Source organism: Variovorax sp. V213 (assembly GCF_041154455.1).
Lineage (GTDB): Bacteria > Pseudomonadota > Gammaproteobacteria > Burkholderiales > Burkholderiaceae_C > Variovorax.
Genome location: NZ_AP028664.1, coordinates 3,745,045 through 3,764,625 on the forward strand (window position 1 = coordinate 3,745,045; position 19,581 = coordinate 3,764,625).

Here is a 19,581-nt window from a genome sequence, read left to right on the forward strand (position 1 = left end):
AGACACACATGCAGAAATTCACCGTGCACAAGGGCCTCGTGGCTCCGATGGACCGCGAGAACGTCGATACGGACGCGATCATTCCGAAGCAGTTCCTGAAGTCGATCCGCAAGACGGGCTTCGGCCAGAACCTGTTCGACGAGTGGCGCTACCTGGACGCCGGCTTTCCGGGCCAGGACCCTGCCAGCCGCAAGCCGAACCCCGACTTCGTGCTGAACCAGCCGCGCTACGCGGGCGCCTCGATCCTCCTGGCGCGCAAGAACTTCGGCTGCGGTTCGTCGCGCGAACATGCGCCGTGGGCGCTCGACCAGTACGGCTTTCGCGCGATCATCGCGCCGAGCTACGCCGACATCTTCTTCAACAACAGCTTCAAGAACGGCCTCCTGCCCATCGTGCTGAGCGAGGCGCAAGTGGCGCAGCTGTTCGACGAAACCCTTGCCTTCCCCGGCTACGCGCTGACCATCGACCTGGAACGCCAGGTGGTGGTGAAGCCCGACGGCAGCGAGTTCGCGTTCGACGTGCAGGCCTTCCGCAAGTATTGCCTCATCAACGGGCTGGACGACATCGGCCTGACGCTGCGCCACCAGGACAAGATCAAGGCTTTCGAGGCCGAGCGCCTGGCACAGAAGCCCTGGCTCGCGCACACGATGATCGCCTGATCGCCCTCCGCCGCATTTCCGTTTTCAAACTTCAGACCAAATCATGAAAATCGCAGTTCTCCCGGGTGACGGCATCGGCACCGAAATCGTGGCCGAGGCCATCAGGGTGCTCGACGCGCTCGACCTCTCGTTCGAAATGGAATCTGCGCTGGTCGGCGGCGCGGCCTACGAGGCGCACGGCCATCCGCTGCCCGAATCGACGCTCAAGCTCGCGAAGGAAGCCGATGCGGTGCTGTTCGGCGCCGTCGGCGACTGGAAATACGACAAGCTCGACCGCCCGCTGCGCCCGGAGCAGGCGATCCTCGGGCTGCGCAAGAACCTCGGCCTGTTCGCGAACTTCCGTCCCGCCATCTGCTACGAGCAGCTGGTGGGTGCATCGAGCCTCAAGCCCGAGCTGATTTCGGGCCTGGACATCCTCATCATCCGCGAGCTGACCGGCGACATCTACTTCGGCCAGCCGCGCGGACGCCGCACGGCCGTCGACGGCCACTTTCCGGGCGCCGAGGAGGCTTTCGACACCATGCGCTATTCGCGCCCGGAGATCGAGCGCATCGCCCGCGTGGCCTTCGAGGCGGCCCGCAAGCGCAACAAGCGCGTGACCAGCGTCGACAAGGCCAACGTGCTGGAGACCTTCCAGTTCTGGAAGGACGTGGTCACCGAGGTGCACAAGGACTATCCGGACATCGAACTCGACCACATGTACGTCGACAACGCGGCCATGCAGCTCGTGAAGGCGCCCAAGAAGTTCGACGTGATCGTCACCGGCAACATGTTCGGCGACATTCTTTCGGACGAGGCCGCCATGCTTACCGGTTCGATCGGCATGCTGCCCTCGGCGTCGCTCAATTCGAGCAACCAGGGCCTGTACGAGCCCAGCCATGGCAGTGCCCCCGACATTGCCGGAAAAGGGGTTGCCAATCCTTTGGCTACAATACTGTCCGCTGCCATGATGCTCCGCTTTTCACTCAACCAAGCCGAAGCTGCCGACCGTATCGAGTCGGCGGTCAGGCACGTGCTCGCCTCCGGGCTGCGCACGGGTGACATCTGGTCAGAAGGTACGAAGCGCGTCGGCACCCGTGAGATGGGCGACGCGGTCGTTGCAGCAATCACCAAAAGGACGATTACCGGCTAACCGCAGCCCGCTTCGTCACGCCCCTCCCCGGCTCGACGAGTCGGGGGCAAGAAAAGACAACTTTTTTCTTTCTTTTAATAGGGCAAACTGAAATGGCGAACGCATCTCAACCTCTGGTCGGTCTCGTGGGCTGGCGTGGCATGGTCGGCTCGGTCCTGATGGACCGCATGCAGGCCGAAGGCGACTTCGGGCTCATCGAGCCGCTGTTCTTCTCGACCTCCAATGCCGGCGGCAAGGCCCCGGCCATGGCGAAGAACGAAACAGCGCTCAGGGATGCGAACGACATCGAAGCCCTGAAGAAGTGCGACATCGTCATCACCTGCCAGGGCGGCGACTACACCAGCGAGGTGTTCCCCAAGCTGCGCGCCGCCGGCTGGACCGGCCACTGGATCGATGCCGCCTCCACCTTGCGCATGCAGGACGACGCGATCATCGTGCTCGACCCCGTCAACCTGCCGGTGATCCAGAACGCGCTCCCCAATGGCGGCAAGAACTGGATCGGCGGCAACTGCACCGTGAGCTGCATGCTCATGGGCGTGGGCGCCCTCTACAAGGCCGGCCTGGTCGAGTGGATGACCAGCATGACCTACCAGGCGGCTTCGGGCGGCGGTGCGCAGCACATGCGCGAGTTGCTGACGCAGTTCGGCACGCTCAACGCCGAAGTGCGCGCCCTGCTGGACGACCCGAAGTCGGCCATTCTCGAAATCGATCGCAAGGTGCTGCACAAGCAGCAAAACCTGAGTGCGGCTGAAACGGCCAACTTCGGCGCCCCGCTCGGCGGCTCGCTGATCCCCTGGATCGACAAGGACCTGGGCGACGGCATGTCCAAGGAAGAATGGAAGGCCGGGGCGGAAACCAACAAGATCCTTGGCCAGGGCGCGGGCTTCGGCAGCGCCGCGGTGCCGGTCGACGGCTTCTGCGTGCGCGTTGGCGCCATGCGCTGCCACAGCCAGGCCCTGACCTTCAAGCTCAAGAAGGACGTGCCGCTGGCCGACATCGAAGCCATGATCGCGGCCGACAACCCATGGGCGAAGGTGGTGCCGAACACCCGCGAAGCCACCCTCAAGGACCTGACGCCGGTGGCCGTGACGGGTACCATGAACATCCCCGTGGGCCGCATTCGCAAGCTGGCGATGGGCCCTGAATACGTCGGTGCATTCACCATCGGCGACCAACTGCTGTGGGGCGCGGCGGAACCGCTGCGCCGCATGCTGCGCATCCTGCTCGAGGCCTGATGGGGCGCCAAGGCTCTTCCCAGACCGAAAGTGTTGCCTTATGGCAACATTAAATGTGTGCGTAAGTATGCGCGCACTGGGTAGAACGGGCGCGCCGCCTTGTCAGTACCCGGTGATGATGCTAACGTCCTCTTACAATTTCTGGGCCTGAGCCGCCCCTATCAGCATGACAAGACATCTGTTGCCCGCGGCCCGCCCATCGGCCGCTCGCCCTTCCCTACCCTTGAACGGTCTTCGCCTTTCCGTTCTGGGCGCAGCCGTTGCGGTGGTTCTGGGCATTGCAAGCACCGACGCCAGCGCTTTTGCGCTGGGGCAGTTGAAGGTGCAATCGGCGCTGGGCGAACCGCTTCGCGCCGAGATCGACGTGACCGAGATGGCTGCCGCCGACGCGGATAGCCTGAAGATCAACGTCGCCAACGCGGACGCCTTCAAGAAAGCAGGCGTTCCGTACAACGCCGCCTTGAGCGACGTCAAGGCAACGCTGCAACGCCGCGCCGGCGGCCAGTACGTCGTCCGATTGACCGGCACCCGTCCGCTCAACGACCCCTTCATCGATCTGTTGCTCGAAGCCAACGGATCGACGGGCCGCATGGTGCGCGACTACACCGTGCTGCTCGATCCGCCCGCGACCCGCCAGGCAGCGCCGAGCGCACCGATCGCGCCCGCCACGCCCCAGGTCAGCACCCCGGTGGAACGTCCCGCCGCGGCCGCAGCCCGTGCACGCCGCGAGCGTGCGCCCGTAGCACCGGTCACCGCTCCCGCGGCAGCGCCGGCGCCCGCATCGGCGGCACCGCAAGCGCCCAGTGCCGCGGCAACGGCTCGTCCCGCGAGCAGCGGCGAGCAGGTCACGGTGCAGCGCGGCGATACCGCCAGCAAGATCGCCGGTGCCTACAAGCCCGCCGATATCTCGCTCGACCAGATGCTGGTGGCGCTGTTGCTCGCCAATCCCGACGCCTTCGTTGGCGGCAACATCAATCGCATGAAAGCAGGTGCCGTGCTCGACCTGCCGAGCGCGGCCGAAGCCGGCGCGATCCTGCCGTCGGAAGCGCGGCGCACCATCACTGCGCAAAGCCGCGATTTCGGCGCCTACCGCCAGCGCCTGGCCGAGAATGCGCCCACCTCGAACGTGGCCGCCGCCAGTCGCAAGGCCACGGGCAAGCTTCAAGCCAACGTCGAGGACCGCAATGCCGCGGCAAGCGCGCCCGACAAGCTGACGATCTCGCAAGGCAGCGCGGCTGCCCGCGCCGCCGAGGAAAAGGTCGCGCAGACCCGCCAGGCTCAGGACAGCACCAACCGCGTGGCGGAGCTTTCCAAGAACATCAACGAACTCGCCAAGCTCAAGGCAGCCACCGGTACGGCGGCACCGGCCGCGGGTTCGACGCCCGCAACGCCGGGCATTTCGGTTCCCAATCCGGGTGTGGCTGCAACCACGTCGCCACCGGCAGCGGCGCCTGCACCGGCTGCCCCCGCGCCTGTTGCACCAGCTGCAACCCCGGCTGCCACGTCGACACCCGCAGCACCGGCACCAGCCGCAGCACCCGCGCCCGTGGCCGCCGCGCCGGGGGCAGCCACTGCTCCCGCTGCCGCGGCACCTGACGCCGCAGCACCATCCGAAGCCGCACCTGCCGCTCCCGCTCCCGCAGCGAGCGCCGCCGCAGCAGCCCCCGCACCGGCACCCAAGCCGGTGGTCAAGGCAGCTCCGCCGCCGCCTCCGGTGGAACGCAGCTTCTTCGAAGAATTGCTCGACAACCCGCTGATGCTTGCCGGCGCGGCGCTGATCGCCTTGCTGGTCGGCTTCCTGCTGTACCGCGTGCTGGGCCGCCGGCGCGAGGAAATGAGCGAAAGCGTGTTTCTCGAAAGCCGCATCCCGAAGGATTCCTTCTTCGGTGCCAGCGGCGGCGAATCGGTCGACACCAAGCACCGCGGAGACTCCAGCGTCTCGTCGTTGTCGTACTCGCCGAGCCAGCTCGACGCGGGCGATGTGGACCCCGTGGCCGAAGCGGACGTGTACCTGGCCTATGGCCGCGACCTGCAGGCCGAGGAGATCCTTCGCGAAGCCCTGCGCGTGAGCCCCGACCGCACGGCCATCCACCTCAAGCTGCTCGAGATCCATGCCAAGCGCCGCGACGTGCGGGCCTTCGAGGGCTTGGCAACCGAGGTGCACAAGCTGACCAACGGCACCGGTTCCGACTGGAACCGCGTGGCCGAAATGGGCAAGGACCTCGATCCGGGCAATCCGCTGTACGAATCGGGCGCGCCCCGCGGCGTGAGCCAGGCCGAAAGCGCTGCCTTTGCAGGCGCTCTTGCCTCGGCAGCCAGGCCCGCTGCCGCGGTTCCGCCCGCGCCCGCACCTGTCGCGCCTCCCGTCGCAGTGGCGCCCACTCCGGCCTTCGTGCCCTCGGTCGCACCGCTGGACTTCGACCTGGACCTGAGCCAGCCGCCTGCGCCCAGCCCGGCCCCGGTGAGCGCCAGCCTGCCGAAGGCAGCGTATGCAGCACCTGCAGCAGCCACGCCCTTGTCCAACGGCAACGGCTATGCGCATGCGCCCGCCGCACCAGTCGATCTCGAGAACGATTTCGACACGGCGCCCGGTGCCCTGGCACCGGTCTCGCGCCCCGCGGCACTCAGCGAAGCCGATGAAAACACCCGTCCGGCAGCGCTGCGCGGCGGCCTTCCCGCGGATTCGGGCTTTATCGAATTCGACATGAGCGCGCTGGCCGGCCTTCCCGCCCGTCCGGCGGCCGGCACCGCCGAAGCGACAAGGCCCGCTGCCACCATGTCCGAGGACGACGATGGCGACGACAGCCCCCATGCGGTCAAGCTGTCGCTGGCGCGCGAACTGCAGGCCATCGGCGACGTCGAAGGCGCCCGCTCGCTGGTGGAAGAAGTCGAGGCTGAAAGCGGTGGCGACCTCAAGTCGCAGGCGAGGCAGTTGCTCGCCGAGCTGCGCTGAGCGGCCTTTTCCCCGTCTTCTGAATTCGTGAGGCTGGCGCTAGGCATCCGCTACAACGGCCAGGCGTACGAGGGCTGGCAAAGCCAGCGCTCGGGCCGCACGGTGCAGGACAAGCTGGAAGCCGCGCTGGCCAAGTTCGCCGCACAGCCGATCGGCACGCTGTGCGCAGGCCGCACCGACGCGGGCGTGCACGCGCTGATGCAGGTGGTGCACTTCGACACCACCGTCGAGCGCGAACCCTTCTCCTGGATGCGCGGCACCAACCGTTTCCTGCCCGACGACATCGCGGTGCAGTGGGCGCAGCCGGTGCCGGATGAATTCCATTGCCGCGCCAGTGCATTGGCGCGCCGCTACCTCTACGTGCTGTCGCAGTCTCCCGTGCGGCCCAGCCTCGAATCGGGACGGGTCGGATGGTCGATGCATGCGCTGGACGGCGACGCGATGCGCGCCGCAGCCGCCTTGCTGGTGGGCAAGCACGACTTCAGCTCCTTTCGCGCCTCCGCGTGCCAGGCCCGTTCGCCAGTCAAGGATCTGCGCCGTATCGAGATCACGCGTGTCGGCACGGGCGAGCGCTGCCGCTGGCATTTCGAGTTCGAGGCCGATGCCTTCCTGCACCACATGATCCGCAACCTAATGGGCTGCCTCGTGCGCATCGGCCGCGGCGACGAGCGGCCCGAGTGGATCGCCGAAGTGCTCGAAGCCCGCAGCCGCAAGGTGGCGGCGCCCACCTTCTCCGCCAGCGGGCTGTATTTTCTCGGGCCGTTGTACGACGCCAAGTGGGGTCTGCCGGCCGAGGCCACGCTGCAGGCCGGCGGCGCTCCTTATGATGGACCGCCATGACGCTTCCCCGCACCCGCATCAAGATCTGTGGCCTCACGCGCGAGGCCGACGTCGATGCCGCGGTCGAGGCGGGTGCCGATGCCGTGGGCTTCGTGCTCTACCCGGCGAGCCCCCGCGCCGTCACGGCCGAACGTGCCGCCAAGCTGGCCTCCCGCCTGCCTCCTTTCATCACCCCCGTGCTGCTGTTCGTCAACGAGGATGCTCCGAAAGTCATAGCATCGCTCGCCGGCGTGAAAGGTGCCATCGCGCAATTCCACGGCGAGGAAACGCCCGGGCAGTGCGAGGAATCGACGGGCCCGGGCCGCTTTCGCTACATGCGCGCCGCACGCATTCCGCTGGGGGCTGCCGGAGCGGGCTTTGACCTCGTAAAATACGCTTCCGATTACTCCCACGCCCAGGCCATCCTGCTCGACGCCCATGTCGAAGGTTATGGCGGTGGCGGCAAGGCATTCGATTGGTCACTTCTTCCACCCGCCGTCGACGCTCACCTCGTCTTGAGTGGTGGGCTCACACCTGCAAACGTGAGCGATGGCATTCGCATCCTGCGGACGCGCTGCAAGACGCTGTCCGTTGATGTGAGCTCGGGCGTCGAAATCGACGGACCCGGGAACAAGGGCCTGAAGGACGCCGGAAAGATCCGGCAATTCGTCGCCGCGGTCAGAGCCGCAGACGCGTCCTTCTCCAGTTAGCCGCCGCACCCCGATCGTGATTTCGGGCTGCGGCCCACCGATCGAGAACCATGCAAAGCAACTACCAGCAACCCGACGCCACCGGCCATTTCGGCAACTACGGCGGCACCTTCGCGAGCGAAACGCTCACCCACGCCATCAACGAGCTGCGGGACGCCTACGCCAGGTTCAAGGACGATCCGGCGTTTCTCGCCGAATTCCACTACGAGCTGAAGCACTTCGTCGGCCGGCCCTCCCCGGTCTACCACGCGGCGCGTACCAGCCGAGAGATGGGCGGCGCGCAGATCTACCTGAAGCGCGAAGACCTCAACCACACAGGCGCGCACAAGATCAACAACGTGATCGGCCAGGCGATGCTCGCGCGCCGCATGGGCAAGCCCCGCGTGATCGCCGAAACCGGCGCCGGCCAGCATGGCGTGGCCACCGCCACCATCTGCGCGCGCTACGGCCTCGAATGCGTGGTCTACATGGGCAGCCAGGACGTGAAACGCCAGAGCCCCAACGTCTATCGCATGAACCTGCTGGGCGCGACCGTGGTGCCCGTCGAATCGGGCAGCAAGACGCTGAAGGACGCGCTCAACGAGGCGATGCGCGACTGGGTGACGAACGTGGAAAACACCTTCTACATCATCGGAACCGTGGCCGGCCCGCACCCCTATCCGACGATGGTGCGCGACTTCCAGAGCGTGATCGGCACCGAGTGCATCGACCAGATGCCCGCCATGCTCGCCGCCCAAGGCATCACCGGCGAGGCCGAAGGCCGGCAGCCGGACGTGGTGGTCGCATGCGTGGGCGGCGGCAGCAATGCCATGGGCATCTTCCACCCCTACATTCCGTTCGCAGGCACCCGCCTGGTGGGCGTTGAAGCGGCAGGCGAAGGGCTCGACAGCGGCAAGCATTCGGCCTCGATCCTGCGCGGCAGCCCGGGCGTGCTGCATGGCAACCGCACCTACCTGCTGCAGAGCGAAGACGGCCAGATCACCGAGACCCACAGCATCAGCGCGGGGCTCGACTACCCGGGCGTGGGCCCCGAGCATGCCTACCTGGCCGACATCGGCCGGGCCGAGTATGTCGGCATCACCGATACCGAGGCGCTCGAAGCCTTTCACTACCTGTGCCGCACCGAAGGCATCATTCCGGCCCTCGAATCGAGCCACGCCGTGGCCTATGCCATGAAACTCGCAAAGACCATGCGACCGGACCAGTCGATTCTGGTGAACCTCTCGGGCCGCGGCGACAAGGACATCGGCACCGTGGCCGACCTGTCGGGCGTCGACTTCTACGACCGGCCCTCGATGCGCGGCCTGAGCGTGAAGGGAGGCAAGTGATGAGCCGCATCGCCGCCACCTTCGACGCGCTGAAAAAAGACGGCCGCCGCGCCCTCATTCCGTACGTGACAGCCGGCTTCCCCTTCGCCGACATCACGCCCGAGCTGATGCACGGCATGGTTGCGGCGGGTGCCGACGTGATCGAGCTCGGCGTGCCGTTTTCCGACCCGATGGCCGACGGCCCGGTGATCCAGAAGGCCGGCGAAGACGCGCTGGCCATGGGCATCGGCATGAAGCAGGTGCTCGCCATGGTGGCCGCGTTCCGTCAGCAGGACGCGACCACGCCCGTGGTGCTGATGGGCTACGCGAATCCGGTCGAGCGCTACGACCTCGTGCACGGCAAGAAGGCCTTCATTCGCGACGCGTCGGCGGCGGGTGTGGACGGCCTCCTGGTGGTCGACTACCCGCCCGAGGAATGCGAAGGCTTCGCCGCCGACCTCAAGGCCGCGAACATCGACCTGATCTTCCTCCTGGCGCCCACCAGCACCAGCGAGCGCATGGCACAGGTCGCGCGCATCGCGAGCGGTTATGTGTATTACGTTTCGCTCAAGGGCGTGACGGGCGCCGGCCACCTCGACACGGAGGCGGTCGGCCAGATGATCCCGCGCATCCGCGAGCACGTGAACATCCCCGTGGGCGTGGGCTTCGGCATTCGCGACGCACGCACGGCGCAGGCCGTGGGATCGGCCGCCGATGCGGTCGTGATCGGGACGAAGATCATCCAGCTGATCGACGGACAGCCGCGCGAAAAGGTCGTGCCGGTCGTGCGCGAATTCCTTGCCGGCATCCGCGAGGCGTTGGACGCGCTGCCGGCGGCTACCCCCAAGAACGCGGCTGGCCGATAATCGCGGGTGCCCTCACCCCTCAGCCCCTCTCCCGCACTGCGGGGGAGGGGAGCTAAATCCGGAGTCCTATGAGCTGGCTTGAAAAACTGCTACCCGCCAAGATCGCACAAACCGACCCGTCGGAGCGCCGCCAGGTGCCCGAGGGCCTGTGGATCAAATGCCCCGCCTGCGAGACCGTTCTCTACAAGACCGATCTCGAGCACAACCAGAACGTCTGCCCGAGCTGCAATCACCATCACCGCATCGGCGCGCGTGCACGGCTCGATGCCTTCCTCGATGCCGAAGGCCGCTACGAGGTCGGGCAGGAAGTGCTTCCCGTCGACGCCCTCAAGTTCAAGGACAGCCGCAAGTACCCCGAACGGCTCAAGGAGGCCCTCGAGAACACCGGCGAGACCGATGCGCTGATCGTCATGGGCGGCTCGGTCCACAGCATCAGCGTGGTCGTGGCCTGCTTCGAATTCGAGTTCATGGGCGGCAGCATGGGCAGCGTGGTCGGCGAGCGCTTCGTGCGCGGCGTCGAGACGGCCATCGAGCAGAAGGTGCCGTTCATCTGCTTCACCGCCACCGGCGGTGCGCGCATGCAGGAGGGCCTGCTCTCGCTGATGCAGATGGCCAAGACCAATGCCGCGCTCACGCGCCTCGCGAAAAAGGGCCTGCCCTACATCAGCGTGCTGACCGACCCGACCATGGGCGGCGTCTCGGCCGGCTTCGCCTTCGTGGGCGACGTGGTCATTGCAGAGCCCAAGGCGCTGATCGGCTTTGCCGGCCCGCGCGTGATCGAATCGACCGTGCGCGTGACTCTCCCTGAGGGCTTCCAGCGCGCCGAGTTCCTGCAGACCAAGGGCGCGATCGACTTCATCAGCGACCGCCGCGAGCTGCGCAAGGCCATTGCGAGCACGCTGGCGATGCTGCTGCGCCAGCCCGCCGACGCGGTGAGCTAGGCTCGCCCCCAGGCTGCGCGGCACTTCGTGTCCGCTTCGCCCTCCCCCTACCCGGGGGCAACACCTGCGGCCCGGCGAAGCCGGTTCCGCGCTGTTTCTCGAATCAGAGCGCACTTGCGCGAACAAGCCCCAGTCGGCGCCTGGTTTTCTCAAGCGCCGAGTCGATAAGCCCAGACCAGCAGGTTGCCCAGCACGATGGCAATCACCTGCAGCACCACGATGGCGGCCAGGGGCGACAGGTCCACGCCGCCAATCAGCGGAATGAAACGGCGAAACGGCCGGACCAGCGGTTCGGCCAGCCGTGAGATCAGGTCGAGCAGCATCGGCGACGCACCTGGTATCCACGACAGCACAGCATAGACCACCAGCAGTGCGGTCAGGCCTGAAACCGCCAGCTGCAGCAGCCCCACCAGCGAAACCAGCGGCAAGGCGGCGATCCGCCCCAGATTGCCCATCAGCAGCCACAGCAACAGGAACTTCGCGAGCACCAGCAGCCATGCGGCAATCAGGCTTGCCAGGTCCCAGCGCCTGACCGCAGGCACGATGCGGCGCAGCGGCAGCACGATCCAGTCGGTAATTGCGAACACGAAGCGGCCAAGCGGATTGCCGAACGGCACCCGGTGGTACTGCATGTAGAGGCGCAGCAGGCAAGCGCCGCCGAGCAGGCCGACGATCACGTCGAGAAGGAACGAGGGGATCTGATAGAGCATGGGGCGCGGTCGTGAGCGGAATGCGATGATAGCCATGCAAGGTTCTTCGATGACGACACAACCCCTTCTTCATTCACTGCCATTGTTTCCGCTCGGCACGGTTCTGTTCCCCGGCGGCGTGCTTCCGCTGCGTATTTTCGAGGTACGTTATCTCGACATGATCGGCAAATGCCGCAAGGCCGATGCGCCTTTCGGCGTCGTCAGCCTCACGAGCGGCAGCGAGGTGCGCAAGCCAGGTGCCGATGCGGAAAGCTTCGCGGCCGTCGGCACGCTGGCGGTCATCCGCGAATTCGATTCGCCGCAAAGCGGCCTGCTGCAGATCGAATGCGCCGGCACGCAGCGTTTCAGGGTTCGCAGCGCCGAGTTGCAAAAACACGGTTTGTGGGTGGCCGAGGTGGAGGCCGTGCTCGAGGATGCGGCCATCGAGATCCCGGGCGACCTCCAGCACACCGCCACGGCACTGCGGCGCCTGGTCGATACCCTCGAAGAGCGCCGCCGCGCGCAGGGTGCCGAAAGCGTGCGCCTGCCCGTCGGCGAGCCCTTTCGGTTCGACGATTGCGGCTGGGTGGCCAACCGCTGGTGCGAACTGGTACCCATGCAGCTCGAACTCCGGCAACGGCTCATGGAGCTCGACAGCCCCCTGATGCGGCTCGAATTGGTCAGCGATCTGCTCGCACGCGTGGGCATCACTGAATAGGCTGCTATTTTTTCAATAGCATTTCATACAGGATTGGCGGGCACTGGAGGCCGGTTTCATTCGAACCCGATCGGCTAAAATGGCGGGTTGCGCACGCTCCCGATGCGCCCATCCGCTCTCCATGTCCGACCACCTGATCCCCTCCATTCCCACGCCCGCTGCGGCTCCAGCCGCGGCGCCCGCCGTCGACGACAACCAGCTCATCGCGGAACGCCGCGAAAAGCTCAAGCTGATGCGCACCGCGCAGACCGAGGGCAAGGGCGTCGCGTTTCCGAACGACTTCAAACCGGGCCACCGCGCCGCCTCGCTGATCGAGGCGCACGGCGCCACCGAAGCCGAAGCGCTCGAAGCACAGGCCATTTCCGTGAGCGTGGCGGGCCGCATGATGCTCAAGCGCGTGATGGGCAAGGCCAGCTTCGCGACGGTGCAGGACGCCACCAGCCGGATCCAGCTCTACGTGACACGCGACGCCATCGGCGAAGAGGCCTACGCCGAGTTCAAGCGATGGGACCTGGGCGATATCGTCGGGGCCGAGGGCACGCTGATGAAGACCAAGACCGGCGAGCTCTCGGTCAAGGTCACGAAGCTGCGCCTGCTCACCAAGAGCCTGCGTCCGCTGCCCGACAAGTTCCACGGCATGGCCGACCAGGAGCAGAAGTACCGCCAGCGCTACGTCGACCTGATTACCGACGAGTCGGCGCGCGTGCGCTTCACCGCGCGCAGCAAGGCCGTGAGCGCCCTGCGCGAATTCATGGTGGCCAACGACTTCCTCGAAGTCGAGACGCCGATGCTGCACCCCATTCCGGGTGGCGCGAACGCCAAGCCCTTCAAGACGCACCACAACGCGCTCGACCAGGAGATGTTCCTGCGCATCGCGCCCGAGCTCTACCTCAAGCGGCTGATCGTCGGCGGCTTCGAGCGGGTGTTCGAGATCAACCGGAGCTACCGCAACGAGGGCATCTCGGTGCGGCACAACCCCGAGTTCACGATGATGGAGTTCTACGCGGCCTACTGGAACTACCGCGACCTGATGGACTTCACCGAGACGCTGATCCGCACCATTGCCGACAAGGCCGTGGGCACCCAACAGCTCACCTACCAGGGCAAGCCGGTCGACCTGACCCAGCCCTTCGAGCGCCTGACGATCCGCGAAGCCATTCTCAAGCACACCGAGGCTGGTGATGGCGTCGACGACAGCGCCTGGCTCATCAACGCACTGCGCAAGATCGGCCTGAGCGAAGAAAAGGACAAGCTCTCGCAGCGCAGCCTCGCCAGCCTGCAGGTGATGTACTTCGAAGAGACCGTGGAAGAGAAGCTCTGGCAGCCGACCTTCATCATGGAGCACCCGACCGAAATCTCGCCGCTGGCGCGCGCCAACGACGAACGCCCCGAAGTGACCGAGCGCTTCGAGCTCTACATCACGGGCCGCGAATTCGGCAACGGCTTCAGCGAGCTCAACGACGCCGAGGACCAGGCCGCGCGCTTCAACGCGCAGGTGGCCGCCAAGGACAGCGGCGACGACGAAGCCATGTACTACGACCACGACTTCGTGCGTGCGCTCGAATACGGCATGCCGCCCACCGGCGGCTGCGGCATCGGCATCGACCGGCTGATGATGCTGCTGACCGATTCGCCAAGCATTCGCGACGTGATCCTGTTCCCCGCGCTTCGCAGGGAATCTTGAGCGTGCATCCACCGTCGTCGCTGCCGACGATCGGCATCGACTTCGGCACCTCCAATTCCGCCGTGGCCTGCCGGGTCGACGGCGCGGCCCGCCTGCTGCCCGTGGAGGGCTCGGCGACCACCCTGCCCACCGCGATCTTCTTCAACGCCGAAGACCGCAGCACGCATTTCGGCCGCGAGGCCGTCGCGCTCTATCTTGCGGGCACCGAGGGCCGCCTGATGCGCTCGCTGAAGAGCCTGCTCGGCAGCGCGCTGATGCAGGAGAAAACGGCCGTCTACGACGGGCTTGTGAGCTTCGAGGACATCATCGCGCGCTTTCTGCGCGAACTCGCCGCGCGGGCGGGCCGCGAACTGGGCCGGGTGCCGGAGCGCGTGGTCATCGGCCGGCCGGTTCATTTCGTGGACGACGATTCCAGGCGGGACGAACGCGCGGAAGAAAGCCTGCGCCACGCGGCGCGCGCGGCCGGATTCCGCGAGATCGCGTTCCAGCTCGAACCGATTGCCGCAGCCTTCGACTATGAGCAGCGCATCACGAAGGAGTCACTGGTGCTGATCGTCGACGTCGGGGGCGGCACCTCCGACTTCACCGTGGTGCGCGTCGGCCCGGACCGCGCCGCGCGCGAAGACCGCAGCGACGACGTGCTGGCCACCAGCGGCGTGCACATCGGCGGAACCGATTTCGACCAGCGCCTGAACCTCGATCGCGTCATGCCGGAATTCGGCTTTCGCCACACGGGCGCGCAGGGACGCGAAGTGCCGAGCAAGGTGTTCTTCGAGCTCTCGTCCTGGCACCTGATCAACTGGCTTTATGCCGCCAAGGCGGTGCGGCAGGCAAAGGATTTGCGCACCAGCTACAGCGACACGCGGCTGCACGACCGTCTGATGACGGTGCTCGAAGAGCGGCACGGCCATCGCATCGCCAGCGAGGTCGAGCAGGCGAAGATCGATGCCTCGGTGAACGATGCGCCCACCGCCATCGACCTTTCGTGCGCCGAACCGGGCTTGGCCGCATCGCTCTCGCCCGCCGACATGGCACAGCAGCTTTCTCCGCTGCTCGAGAGCGTGATTGCCTGTGCGCACGCCTGCGTCAAGCGGGCCGGGCTGCGCAGCGGCGACCTCGACGCCATCTACCTGACGGGAGGCTCGTCGGCGCTGCGGCCGTTCCAGCAGGCCTTGCGCAGGAGCTTCGCCGGGGTCAACCTCGTCGAAGGCGACCTGTTCGGCGGCGTGGCCACCGGGCTGGCCTGCGCGAGGCCGGTTGCATGAAATATCTTGCGGGCTATCCACCCGCCTTGCTGGCGCAGGTTCAGCAGCTGGTCGCGACCGAAGGGCTCGCGCCCTTGCTGCGCAGCCGCTATCCCGGCGCCATGCACGAGGTGCAGACGGACCGTGCGCTCTACGACTACGTGAGCGAACTCAAGAGCGATTTCATGCGCAAGGCGCCGCCGCTCTCCAAGGTGGCGTTCGACAGCAAGCTGCACGTGATCCGCAATGCGCTCGGTACGCACACCACCGTTTCGCGCGTTCAAGGCAGCAAGCTCAAGGCCAAGCGGGAAATCCGGGTGGCGAGCCTGTTCAGGGAAGTGCCGCTGGAGTGGCTGCGCATGATCGTGGTCCATGAGCTCGCGCACATGAAGGAGCGGGACCATGACAAGAGCTTTTATGCGCTGTGCGAACACATGGAGCCAAGCTACCACCGGCTGGAGTTCGACGTGCGGCTGTACCTGACGCACCTGGATTCGGGCGGCGAGCGCCTGTGGGCGAACCCGCTGCCGAACCCGCTGCCGAACCCGCTGCCAAATGCGGCGGCCCCGGTCAGCGCACCGTAGCGATTCGTCAGGCGCTGCCGTGCAGCGGCGCGAGTTTGGCCTTCGCCAGCACTTGCCGTGCGCCTTGGTACCCTGCGGACTCCGCGAGCGCGCTCCAGCCCGCCGAAGGCGACTCCGGCGGCAGCAGCGCCCGCCGCCGAACCTCGCTCCTTGCCTCGGGCAACCAGCGCCCGGCCCTGGCTGCCGCGGCGACGCCATCGAGCAACTCGTCCAGCGGCCGGCCATCGCCGACGCTCTGGTTGCACAGCATCGCCAGGTCGCAGCCCGCATCGAGCGCGGCCAGTGCGGCATCGGCATAGCTCAGGAGCTCGCCGTCGATGTAGCGCCCCGCTTCCATGCTCAGGTCGTCGCTGAAGACGGCACCATCGAATGAAAGCCGGCTGCGCAGGATCTCGTTCAGCCACCTGGAAGAAAAACCCGCGGGGCGCTTGTCGACTTTCGGATAGATCACGTGCGCCGGCATCACCGCCGTGAGCGTGCCGGCGAGCCAGTCATAGGGCCGTGCATCGTCGGCCAGGATGGCCTTGAGGCTGCGCCGGTCGACGGGAATTTCCACATGCGAATCGGCCTTGACGAACCCATGCCCCGGGAAGTGCTTGCCGCAATGGCGCATGCCCATCTGCAGCATGCCGTGCATCACGCTCTTGGCCAGCAGCGCCACCACGCGCGGGTCGCGGTGGAAGCTGCGGTCTCCGATCACGCTGCTGCCGCCGTAGTCGAGGTCGAGCACCGGTGCAAAACTGAAGTCGATGCCGCAGGCGCGCAGCTCGGCGGCAAGCACCTGGCCAGTTGCCGTTGCGGCCTGGGTGGCGCGCATGGCGTCGCGCATCCACAATTCGCCCAGTGCGCGCATCGAGGGCAGGCGCGTGAACCCGTCGGTGCGAAACCGCTGCACGCGGCCGCCTTCGTGGTCGACACAGATCAGCAGGTCGGGACGGATGGCCTTCAGTTCGGCATTGAGCGCCGCCATCTGGGCGCGGTCCTGCCAGTTGCGGGCGAAGTGGATCACCCCCCCGACCAGGGGGTTGGTGATGCGGCGGCGATCCGCATCGCCGAGTTCCGTACCCGCCACATCGATGATCAAGGGCGCGTGAATGCTTGTCGTTGCCAGGGTCATGCCTCGTTCTTGTATTCGACCACCACGAAACTCGCGGCATATTCGGTTTCGTCGGTCACCGTGACATGGGCCGTGAGGCCCTTGGCCTCGAACCACTCCTTGAGCTCCCCGTGCAGCACGATGACCGGCTTGCCGCTGCGCAGGTTCGCGATCTCGCACAGCCGCCAGCTCATCGGCATGTGCATGCCGAGGCCGATGGCCTTGCTGAACGCCTCCTTGGCGGAAAAACGGGTGGCGAGATAGCTCAGGCCTCGCTTGGGCCAGCGCTCGCTGCGGGCCTTCCAGACCGCGAGCTCGGCGTCGCTCAGCACCCGTTGGGCAAAGCGCTCGCCCTGCCGCTCGAACGTTGCGGCGATGCGCCGGAGGTCGCAGATGTCGGTACCGATGCCGTAGATCATTCCACTCCCGCGTTCACTGCGCCTCTTCGATGCAGTGCAGATACTCCCGTGTCGTGGCGGCATAGCCGAGCTCGAGCGCATCGGCAATGAAGGCGTGGCCGATCGAGACTTCCTGGACGCCACGCACGGCGCGCAGGAACGCGGTGAGGTTCTCGCGGCTCAGGTCGTGGCCCGCATTGACGCCAAGGCCCGCCGCCTGCGCCGCGCGCGCCGCTTCGACATAACGCGCGAGCACGGCCTGCTCGTTCGGCGTGCCGCGCGATGCGGCATAGCCCTCGGTGTACAGCTCGACGCGGTCCGCGCCCACTTCCTTGGCCGCAGCCATCATTTCCGGAATGGGGTCCATGAACAGGCTCACGCGCACGCCCAGCGCCCTGGCCTCGGCAATCAAGGGGCGCAGGCGCTCGGCGTCTTCGGGGAAGCTCCAGCCATGGTCGCTGGTCGACTGGGTTTCGCTGTCGGGCACGAAGGTGGCCTGATGCGGCTTCAGCTCGCGCACGAAGTCCATCAGGTTGTGGAACGGGTTGCCTTCGATGTTGAATTCGATCGCCGGCCAGTCTTTGGCCAGCAGCGCGGCAAGGTCGCTCACGTCGTGCGCACGGATATGACGCGCATCGGGCCGCGGATGCACCGTGATGCCCTGCGCCCCGGCCGCGAGGCAGGCGTTGGCGGCGACAAGCACGCTCGGAATGCCGAGGGCGCGCGTGTTGCGCACCAGGGCCACCTTGTTCAGGTTGACGGACAGCGAGGTGGTGGCGGAATGGCCGGACGTTGTGCTCATAGGGCTTGCAAATCTCTCATCATCTGCCGCGTGCGCAGCGTGGACACACCGCAATGGTAGTTGAGCAAGGTGCGCAGCTGGTTCCTGAGGGCACTGTTGCTGCCGGCGTTCATGGTCGCGATCTCGCGCAGCGTGGCGGTGAACGGCGCGCGGTCGTCCAGCACGCCCTGCAACGACTGCCAGTCGGCGCCCGCCAGCGCGGCCTCGTCCTCGCCCGCCAGCCGCAAGCCGGCTTCCGGCACCAGGCTGTAGCGGGCGTCGGCGGCCAGCGGCTCGAGCGTGAGGGTCTGCACGTCGAGCGAGGGCAGGAGACCCACTTCGCGCAGCAGCAGCAATTCGAAGGCGCGCAGCGCGGCGGCGTGGGTGGCTGCCTGCGCGCCAGCGTGCTCGCTGGCCAGCACCTGCACTACGCCCGCATAGGCATCGAACAGGGCTTCATGCGCATCGTCCCGTGCCAGGAGGCGCAGCAGCAGTTCGTTGACGTAGTAGCCCGAAAGCAGCGCCTCACCGGTCGGCATGACATGGCCGCCCATCCACTCGGCGCCCTTGAGCGTGCGGATCTCGGCGTCGCCGCCATAGTTGAGCTGCAGCGGCTGCAGCGGCAGCAGCACCGGCCTGAAATTGGAACTCGGCCGCTTCGCCCCCTTGGCCACCAGCGCAATGCGCCCGCGGTGCCGGGTGAAGACCTCCAGGATCAGGCTCGATTCGCTCCAGTCGTAGCGATGGAGCACATACGCCGGTTCGTGCGAAACGCGGTGGGCAGTCGCCACTTCATTCGTAACCGAACGAGCGCACGCGGGCCTCGTCGTCGGCCCAGCCGGAGCGCACCTTCACCCACAGCTCGAGAAAAACCTTGGCGTCGGCCAGCTTTTCGAGTTCGACGCGGGTTTCCATGCCGATGCGCTTGATGCGCTCGCCCTTGTCGCCGATCACCATGGCCTTGTGGCCGTCGCGCTCCACCACGATGGTGGCGGCAATGCGCAGCAGGCGCTTCTGGCCCTTCTTCTGCGGCGGCTCTTCCTCGAACTTGTCGATGATCACGGTCGAGGTATAGGGCAGTTCGTCGCCGGTCAGGCGGAACAGCTTTTCGCGCACCAGCTCGCCCGCGAGGAATTTCTCGCTGCGGTCGGTGAGCTCGTCCTCGGCGTAGAACCAGGGCTGCTCGGGCAGGTATTTTTCGCAGATGCCGAACAGGCGCTCGACGTCCTTGGGATTCTTGGCCGACATCGGCACGAACTCGGCGAAGGGGTGCTTCGCCTGCATGGTCTGCAGCCAGGGCGCGATATCGCCGCGGCGGTGCACGTTGTCGAGCTTGTTGGCCAGGAGCACGGTCGGAATGCCCTTGCCGAGCAGCTTGAGCACCCGCTCGTCCGCGGGCGTGAAGCTGCCCGCCTCGACCACGAAAAGAATCAGGTCCACGTCGCCGACCGCGCCCTGCACGGTCTTGTTGAGCGACTTGTTCAGCGCGTTGGCGTGCAAGGTCTGGAAACCCGGCGTATCGACAAACACGAACTGTGTCGCGCCGATGGTGCGCATGCCCGTGATCCGGTGCCGCGTGGTCTGCGCCTTGCGCGAGGTGATGCTGATCTTCTGGCCCACCAGCGCGTTGAGCAGCGTCGACTTGCCCACGTTGGGCTTGCCGACAATGGCCACCAGACCGCAGTGCTGGGGCCCGGTCGTAGCCGTATCGCCCGCTGCGTCTTCGGGGTTTGCTGCTGAATTTATAGCGTCGTTCATTCTGGTT

The 19,581-nt window shown here is 66.5% G+C and carries 19 protein-coding genes; 13 read left to right on the plus strand and 6 right to left on the minus strand.

Annotation, left to right across the window (positions count from 1 at the left end; genetic code table 11):
- Nucleotides 1–8 precede the first annotated feature (8 nt).
- The 9 genes from leuD (at nucleotide 9) to accD (ending at nucleotide 10,622) form a co-directional block, all read left to right on the plus strand.
- Entirely contained in the window at nucleotides 9–659 is a 651-nt protein-coding gene (gene leuD / locus ACAM55_RS17875; RefSeq protein WP_369652825.1) for a 3-isopropylmalate dehydratase small subunit, read from the plus strand.
- Between the two features lie 43 nt (nucleotides 660–702).
- On the plus strand, nucleotides 703–1,791 hold the full coding sequence (gene leuB, locus ACAM55_RS17880) for a 3-isopropylmalate dehydrogenase (RefSeq protein ID WP_369652826.1): 1,089 nt from the start codon (nucleotides 703–705) through the stop codon (nucleotides 1,789–1,791).
- A 92-nt stretch (nucleotides 1,792–1,883) separates the two neighbouring features.
- Nucleotides 1,884–3,026 (plus strand): aspartate-semialdehyde dehydrogenase, encoded by a 1,143-nt coding sequence (gene asd, locus ACAM55_RS17885; RefSeq protein ID WP_369652827.1) that lies wholly within the window; start codon nucleotides 1,884–1,886, stop codon nucleotides 3,024–3,026.
- Nucleotides 3,027–3,192: 166 nt separating this feature from the next.
- Nucleotides 3,193–5,979, plus strand: coding sequence for a FimV/HubP family polar landmark protein (locus ACAM55_RS17890; RefSeq protein WP_369652828.1), 2,787 nt, complete (start codon nucleotides 3,193–3,195; stop codon nucleotides 5,977–5,979).
- A 27-nt stretch (nucleotides 5,980–6,006) separates the two neighbouring features.
- The gene (truA, locus tag ACAM55_RS17895; RefSeq protein WP_369652829.1) at nucleotides 6,007–6,819 is read left to right on the plus strand and encodes a tRNA pseudouridine(38-40) synthase TruA; all 813 of its coding nucleotides are present in this window, start codon (nucleotides 6,007–6,009) and stop codon (nucleotides 6,817–6,819) included.
- A complete protein-coding gene (locus ACAM55_RS17900; protein ID WP_369652830.1) occupies nucleotides 6,816–7,508 on the plus strand; it encodes a phosphoribosylanthranilate isomerase in 693 nt (230 codons plus the stop codon). Before truA ends, ACAM55_RS17900 begins: the two co-directional genes overlap by 4 nt.
- A 50-nt stretch (nucleotides 7,509–7,558) precedes the next feature.
- Nucleotides 7,559–8,836 (plus strand): tryptophan synthase subunit beta, encoded by a 1,278-nt coding sequence (trpB, locus tag ACAM55_RS17905; protein WP_369652831.1) that lies wholly within the window; start codon nucleotides 7,559–7,561, stop codon nucleotides 8,834–8,836.
- Nucleotides 8,836–9,681 carry a tryptophan synthase subunit alpha gene (gene trpA / locus ACAM55_RS17910; RefSeq protein WP_369652832.1) on the plus strand — a complete coding sequence of 282 codons (846 nt, stop codon included), beginning with the start codon at nucleotides 8,836–8,838 and terminating at the stop codon, nucleotides 9,679–9,681. The genes trpB and trpA overlap by 1 nt, the downstream gene beginning before the upstream one ends.
- A 68-nt stretch (nucleotides 9,682–9,749) precedes the next feature.
- Nucleotides 9,750–10,622: an acetyl-CoA carboxylase, carboxyltransferase subunit beta gene (gene accD / locus ACAM55_RS17915; protein ID WP_369652833.1), complete on the plus strand. Its 873-nt coding sequence runs from the start codon at nucleotides 9,750–9,752 to the stop codon at nucleotides 10,620–10,622.
- Between the two features lie 149 nt (nucleotides 10,623–10,771).
- On the opposite strand, the gene ACAM55_RS17920 is transcribed toward accD, so the two are convergent.
- Nucleotides 10,772–11,332: a YggT family protein gene (locus tag ACAM55_RS17920; RefSeq protein WP_369652834.1), complete on the minus strand. Its 561-nt coding sequence runs from the start codon at nucleotides 11,330–11,332 to the stop codon at nucleotides 10,772–10,774.
- A 49-nt stretch (nucleotides 11,333–11,381) separates the two neighbouring features.
- Here ACAM55_RS17920 and ACAM55_RS17925 point away from each other — a divergent pair, with 49 nt between their 5' ends.
- From ACAM55_RS17925 to ACAM55_RS17940, 4 genes are all read left to right on the plus strand, one after another.
- Nucleotides 11,382–12,029 (plus strand): LON peptidase substrate-binding domain-containing protein, encoded by a 648-nt coding sequence (locus tag ACAM55_RS17925; protein ID WP_369652835.1) that lies wholly within the window; start codon nucleotides 11,382–11,384, stop codon nucleotides 12,027–12,029.
- 121 nt (nucleotides 12,030–12,150) lie between these two features.
- Entirely contained in the window at nucleotides 12,151–13,713 is a 1,563-nt protein-coding gene (gene lysS / locus ACAM55_RS17930) for a lysine--tRNA ligase (protein WP_369652836.1), read from the plus strand.
- Between the two features lie 2 nt (nucleotides 13,714–13,715).
- The gene (locus tag ACAM55_RS17935; RefSeq protein ID WP_369656421.1) at nucleotides 13,716–14,978 is read left to right on the plus strand and encodes an Hsp70 family protein; all 1,263 of its coding nucleotides are present in this window, start codon (nucleotides 13,716–13,718) and stop codon (nucleotides 14,976–14,978) included.
- On the plus strand, nucleotides 14,975–15,541 hold the full coding sequence (locus ACAM55_RS17940) for a YgjP-like metallopeptidase domain-containing protein (protein WP_369652837.1): 567 nt from the start codon (nucleotides 14,975–14,977) through the stop codon (nucleotides 15,539–15,541). Before ACAM55_RS17935 ends, ACAM55_RS17940 begins: the two co-directional genes overlap by 4 nt.
- Before the next feature lie 7 nt (nucleotides 15,542–15,548).
- Here ACAM55_RS17940 and nagZ read toward each other — a convergent pair whose 3' ends face one another.
- From nagZ to era, 5 genes are read right to left on the minus strand one after another with little or no spacing between them, the layout of a single operon-like run.
- Nucleotides 15,549–16,658 carry a beta-N-acetylhexosaminidase gene (gene nagZ / locus ACAM55_RS17945; RefSeq protein ID WP_369652838.1) on the minus strand — a complete coding sequence of 370 codons (1,110 nt, stop codon included), beginning with the start codon at nucleotides 16,656–16,658 and terminating at the stop codon, nucleotides 15,549–15,551.
- Entirely contained in the window at nucleotides 16,655–17,056 is a 402-nt protein-coding gene (gene acpS, locus ACAM55_RS17950) for a holo-ACP synthase (protein ID WP_369652839.1), read from the minus strand. Before acpS ends, nagZ begins: the two co-directional genes overlap by 4 nt.
- Before the next feature lie 13 nt (nucleotides 17,057–17,069).
- Entirely contained in the window at nucleotides 17,070–17,837 is a 768-nt protein-coding gene (locus ACAM55_RS17955) for a pyridoxine 5'-phosphate synthase (protein WP_369652840.1), read from the minus strand.
- Entirely contained in the window at nucleotides 17,834–18,607 is a 774-nt protein-coding gene (gene recO / locus ACAM55_RS17960) for a DNA repair protein RecO (protein ID WP_369652841.1), read from the minus strand. The genes ACAM55_RS17955 and recO overlap by 4 nt, the downstream gene beginning before the upstream one ends.
- A 1-nt stretch (nucleotide 18,608) precedes the next feature.
- Nucleotides 18,609–19,574 (minus strand): GTPase Era, encoded by a 966-nt coding sequence (gene era, locus ACAM55_RS17965; protein ID WP_369652842.1) that lies wholly within the window; start codon nucleotides 19,572–19,574, stop codon nucleotides 18,609–18,611.
- Nucleotides 19,575–19,581: the final 7 nt, after the last annotated feature.

What these genes read in the sequence shown, in the direction of transcription:
- ACAM55_RS17890 (WP_369652828.1), top strand. Translation starts at nt 3,193, where the DNA reads ATGACAAGACATCTGTTGCCCGCGGCCCGCCCATCGGCCGCTCGCCCT.
- ACAM55_RS17900 (WP_369652830.1), top strand. Translation starts at nt 6,816, where the DNA reads ATGACGCTTCCCCGCACCCGCATCAAGATCTGTGGCCTCACGCGCGAG.
- leuD (WP_369652825.1), top strand. Translation starts at nt 9, where the DNA reads ATGCAGAAATTCACCGTGCACAAGGGCCTCGTGGCTCCGATGGACCGC.
- ACAM55_RS17925 (WP_369652835.1), top strand. Translation starts at nt 11,382, where the DNA reads ATGACGACACAACCCCTTCTTCATTCACTGCCATTGTTTCCGCTCGGC.
- ACAM55_RS17940 (WP_369652837.1), top strand. Translation starts at nt 14,975, where the DNA reads ATGAAATATCTTGCGGGCTATCCACCCGCCTTGCTGGCGCAGGTTCAG.
- lysS (WP_369652836.1), top strand. Translation starts at nt 12,151, where the DNA reads ATGTCCGACCACCTGATCCCCTCCATTCCCACGCCCGCTGCGGCTCCA.
- ACAM55_RS17920 (WP_369652834.1), bottom strand. Translation starts at nt 11,332, where the DNA reads ATGCTCTATCAGATCCCCTCGTTCCTTCTCGACGTGATCGTCGGCCTG.
- ACAM55_RS17955 (WP_369652840.1), bottom strand. Translation starts at nt 17,837, where the DNA reads ATGAGCACAACGTCCGGCCATTCCGCCACCACCTCGCTGTCCGTCAAC.
- accD (WP_369652833.1), top strand. Translation starts at nt 9,750, where the DNA reads ATGAGCTGGCTTGAAAAACTGCTACCCGCCAAGATCGCACAAACCGAC.
- trpB (WP_369652831.1), top strand. Translation starts at nt 7,559, where the DNA reads ATGCAAAGCAACTACCAGCAACCCGACGCCACCGGCCATTTCGGCAAC.
- acpS (WP_369652839.1), bottom strand. Translation starts at nt 17,056, where the DNA reads ATGATCTACGGCATCGGTACCGACATCTGCGACCTCCGGCGCATCGCC.
- asd (WP_369652827.1), top strand. Translation starts at nt 1,884, where the DNA reads ATGGCGAACGCATCTCAACCTCTGGTCGGTCTCGTGGGCTGGCGTGGC.
- era (WP_369652842.1), bottom strand. Translation starts at nt 19,574, where the DNA reads ATGAACGACGCTATAAATTCAGCAGCAAACCCCGAAGACGCAGCGGGC.
- leuB (WP_369652826.1), top strand. Translation starts at nt 703, where the DNA reads ATGAAAATCGCAGTTCTCCCGGGTGACGGCATCGGCACCGAAATCGTG.
- nagZ (WP_369652838.1), bottom strand. Translation starts at nt 16,658, where the DNA reads ATGACCCTGGCAACGACAAGCATTCACGCGCCCTTGATCATCGATGTG.
- trpA (WP_369652832.1), top strand. Translation starts at nt 8,836, where the DNA reads ATGAGCCGCATCGCCGCCACCTTCGACGCGCTGAAAAAAGACGGCCGC.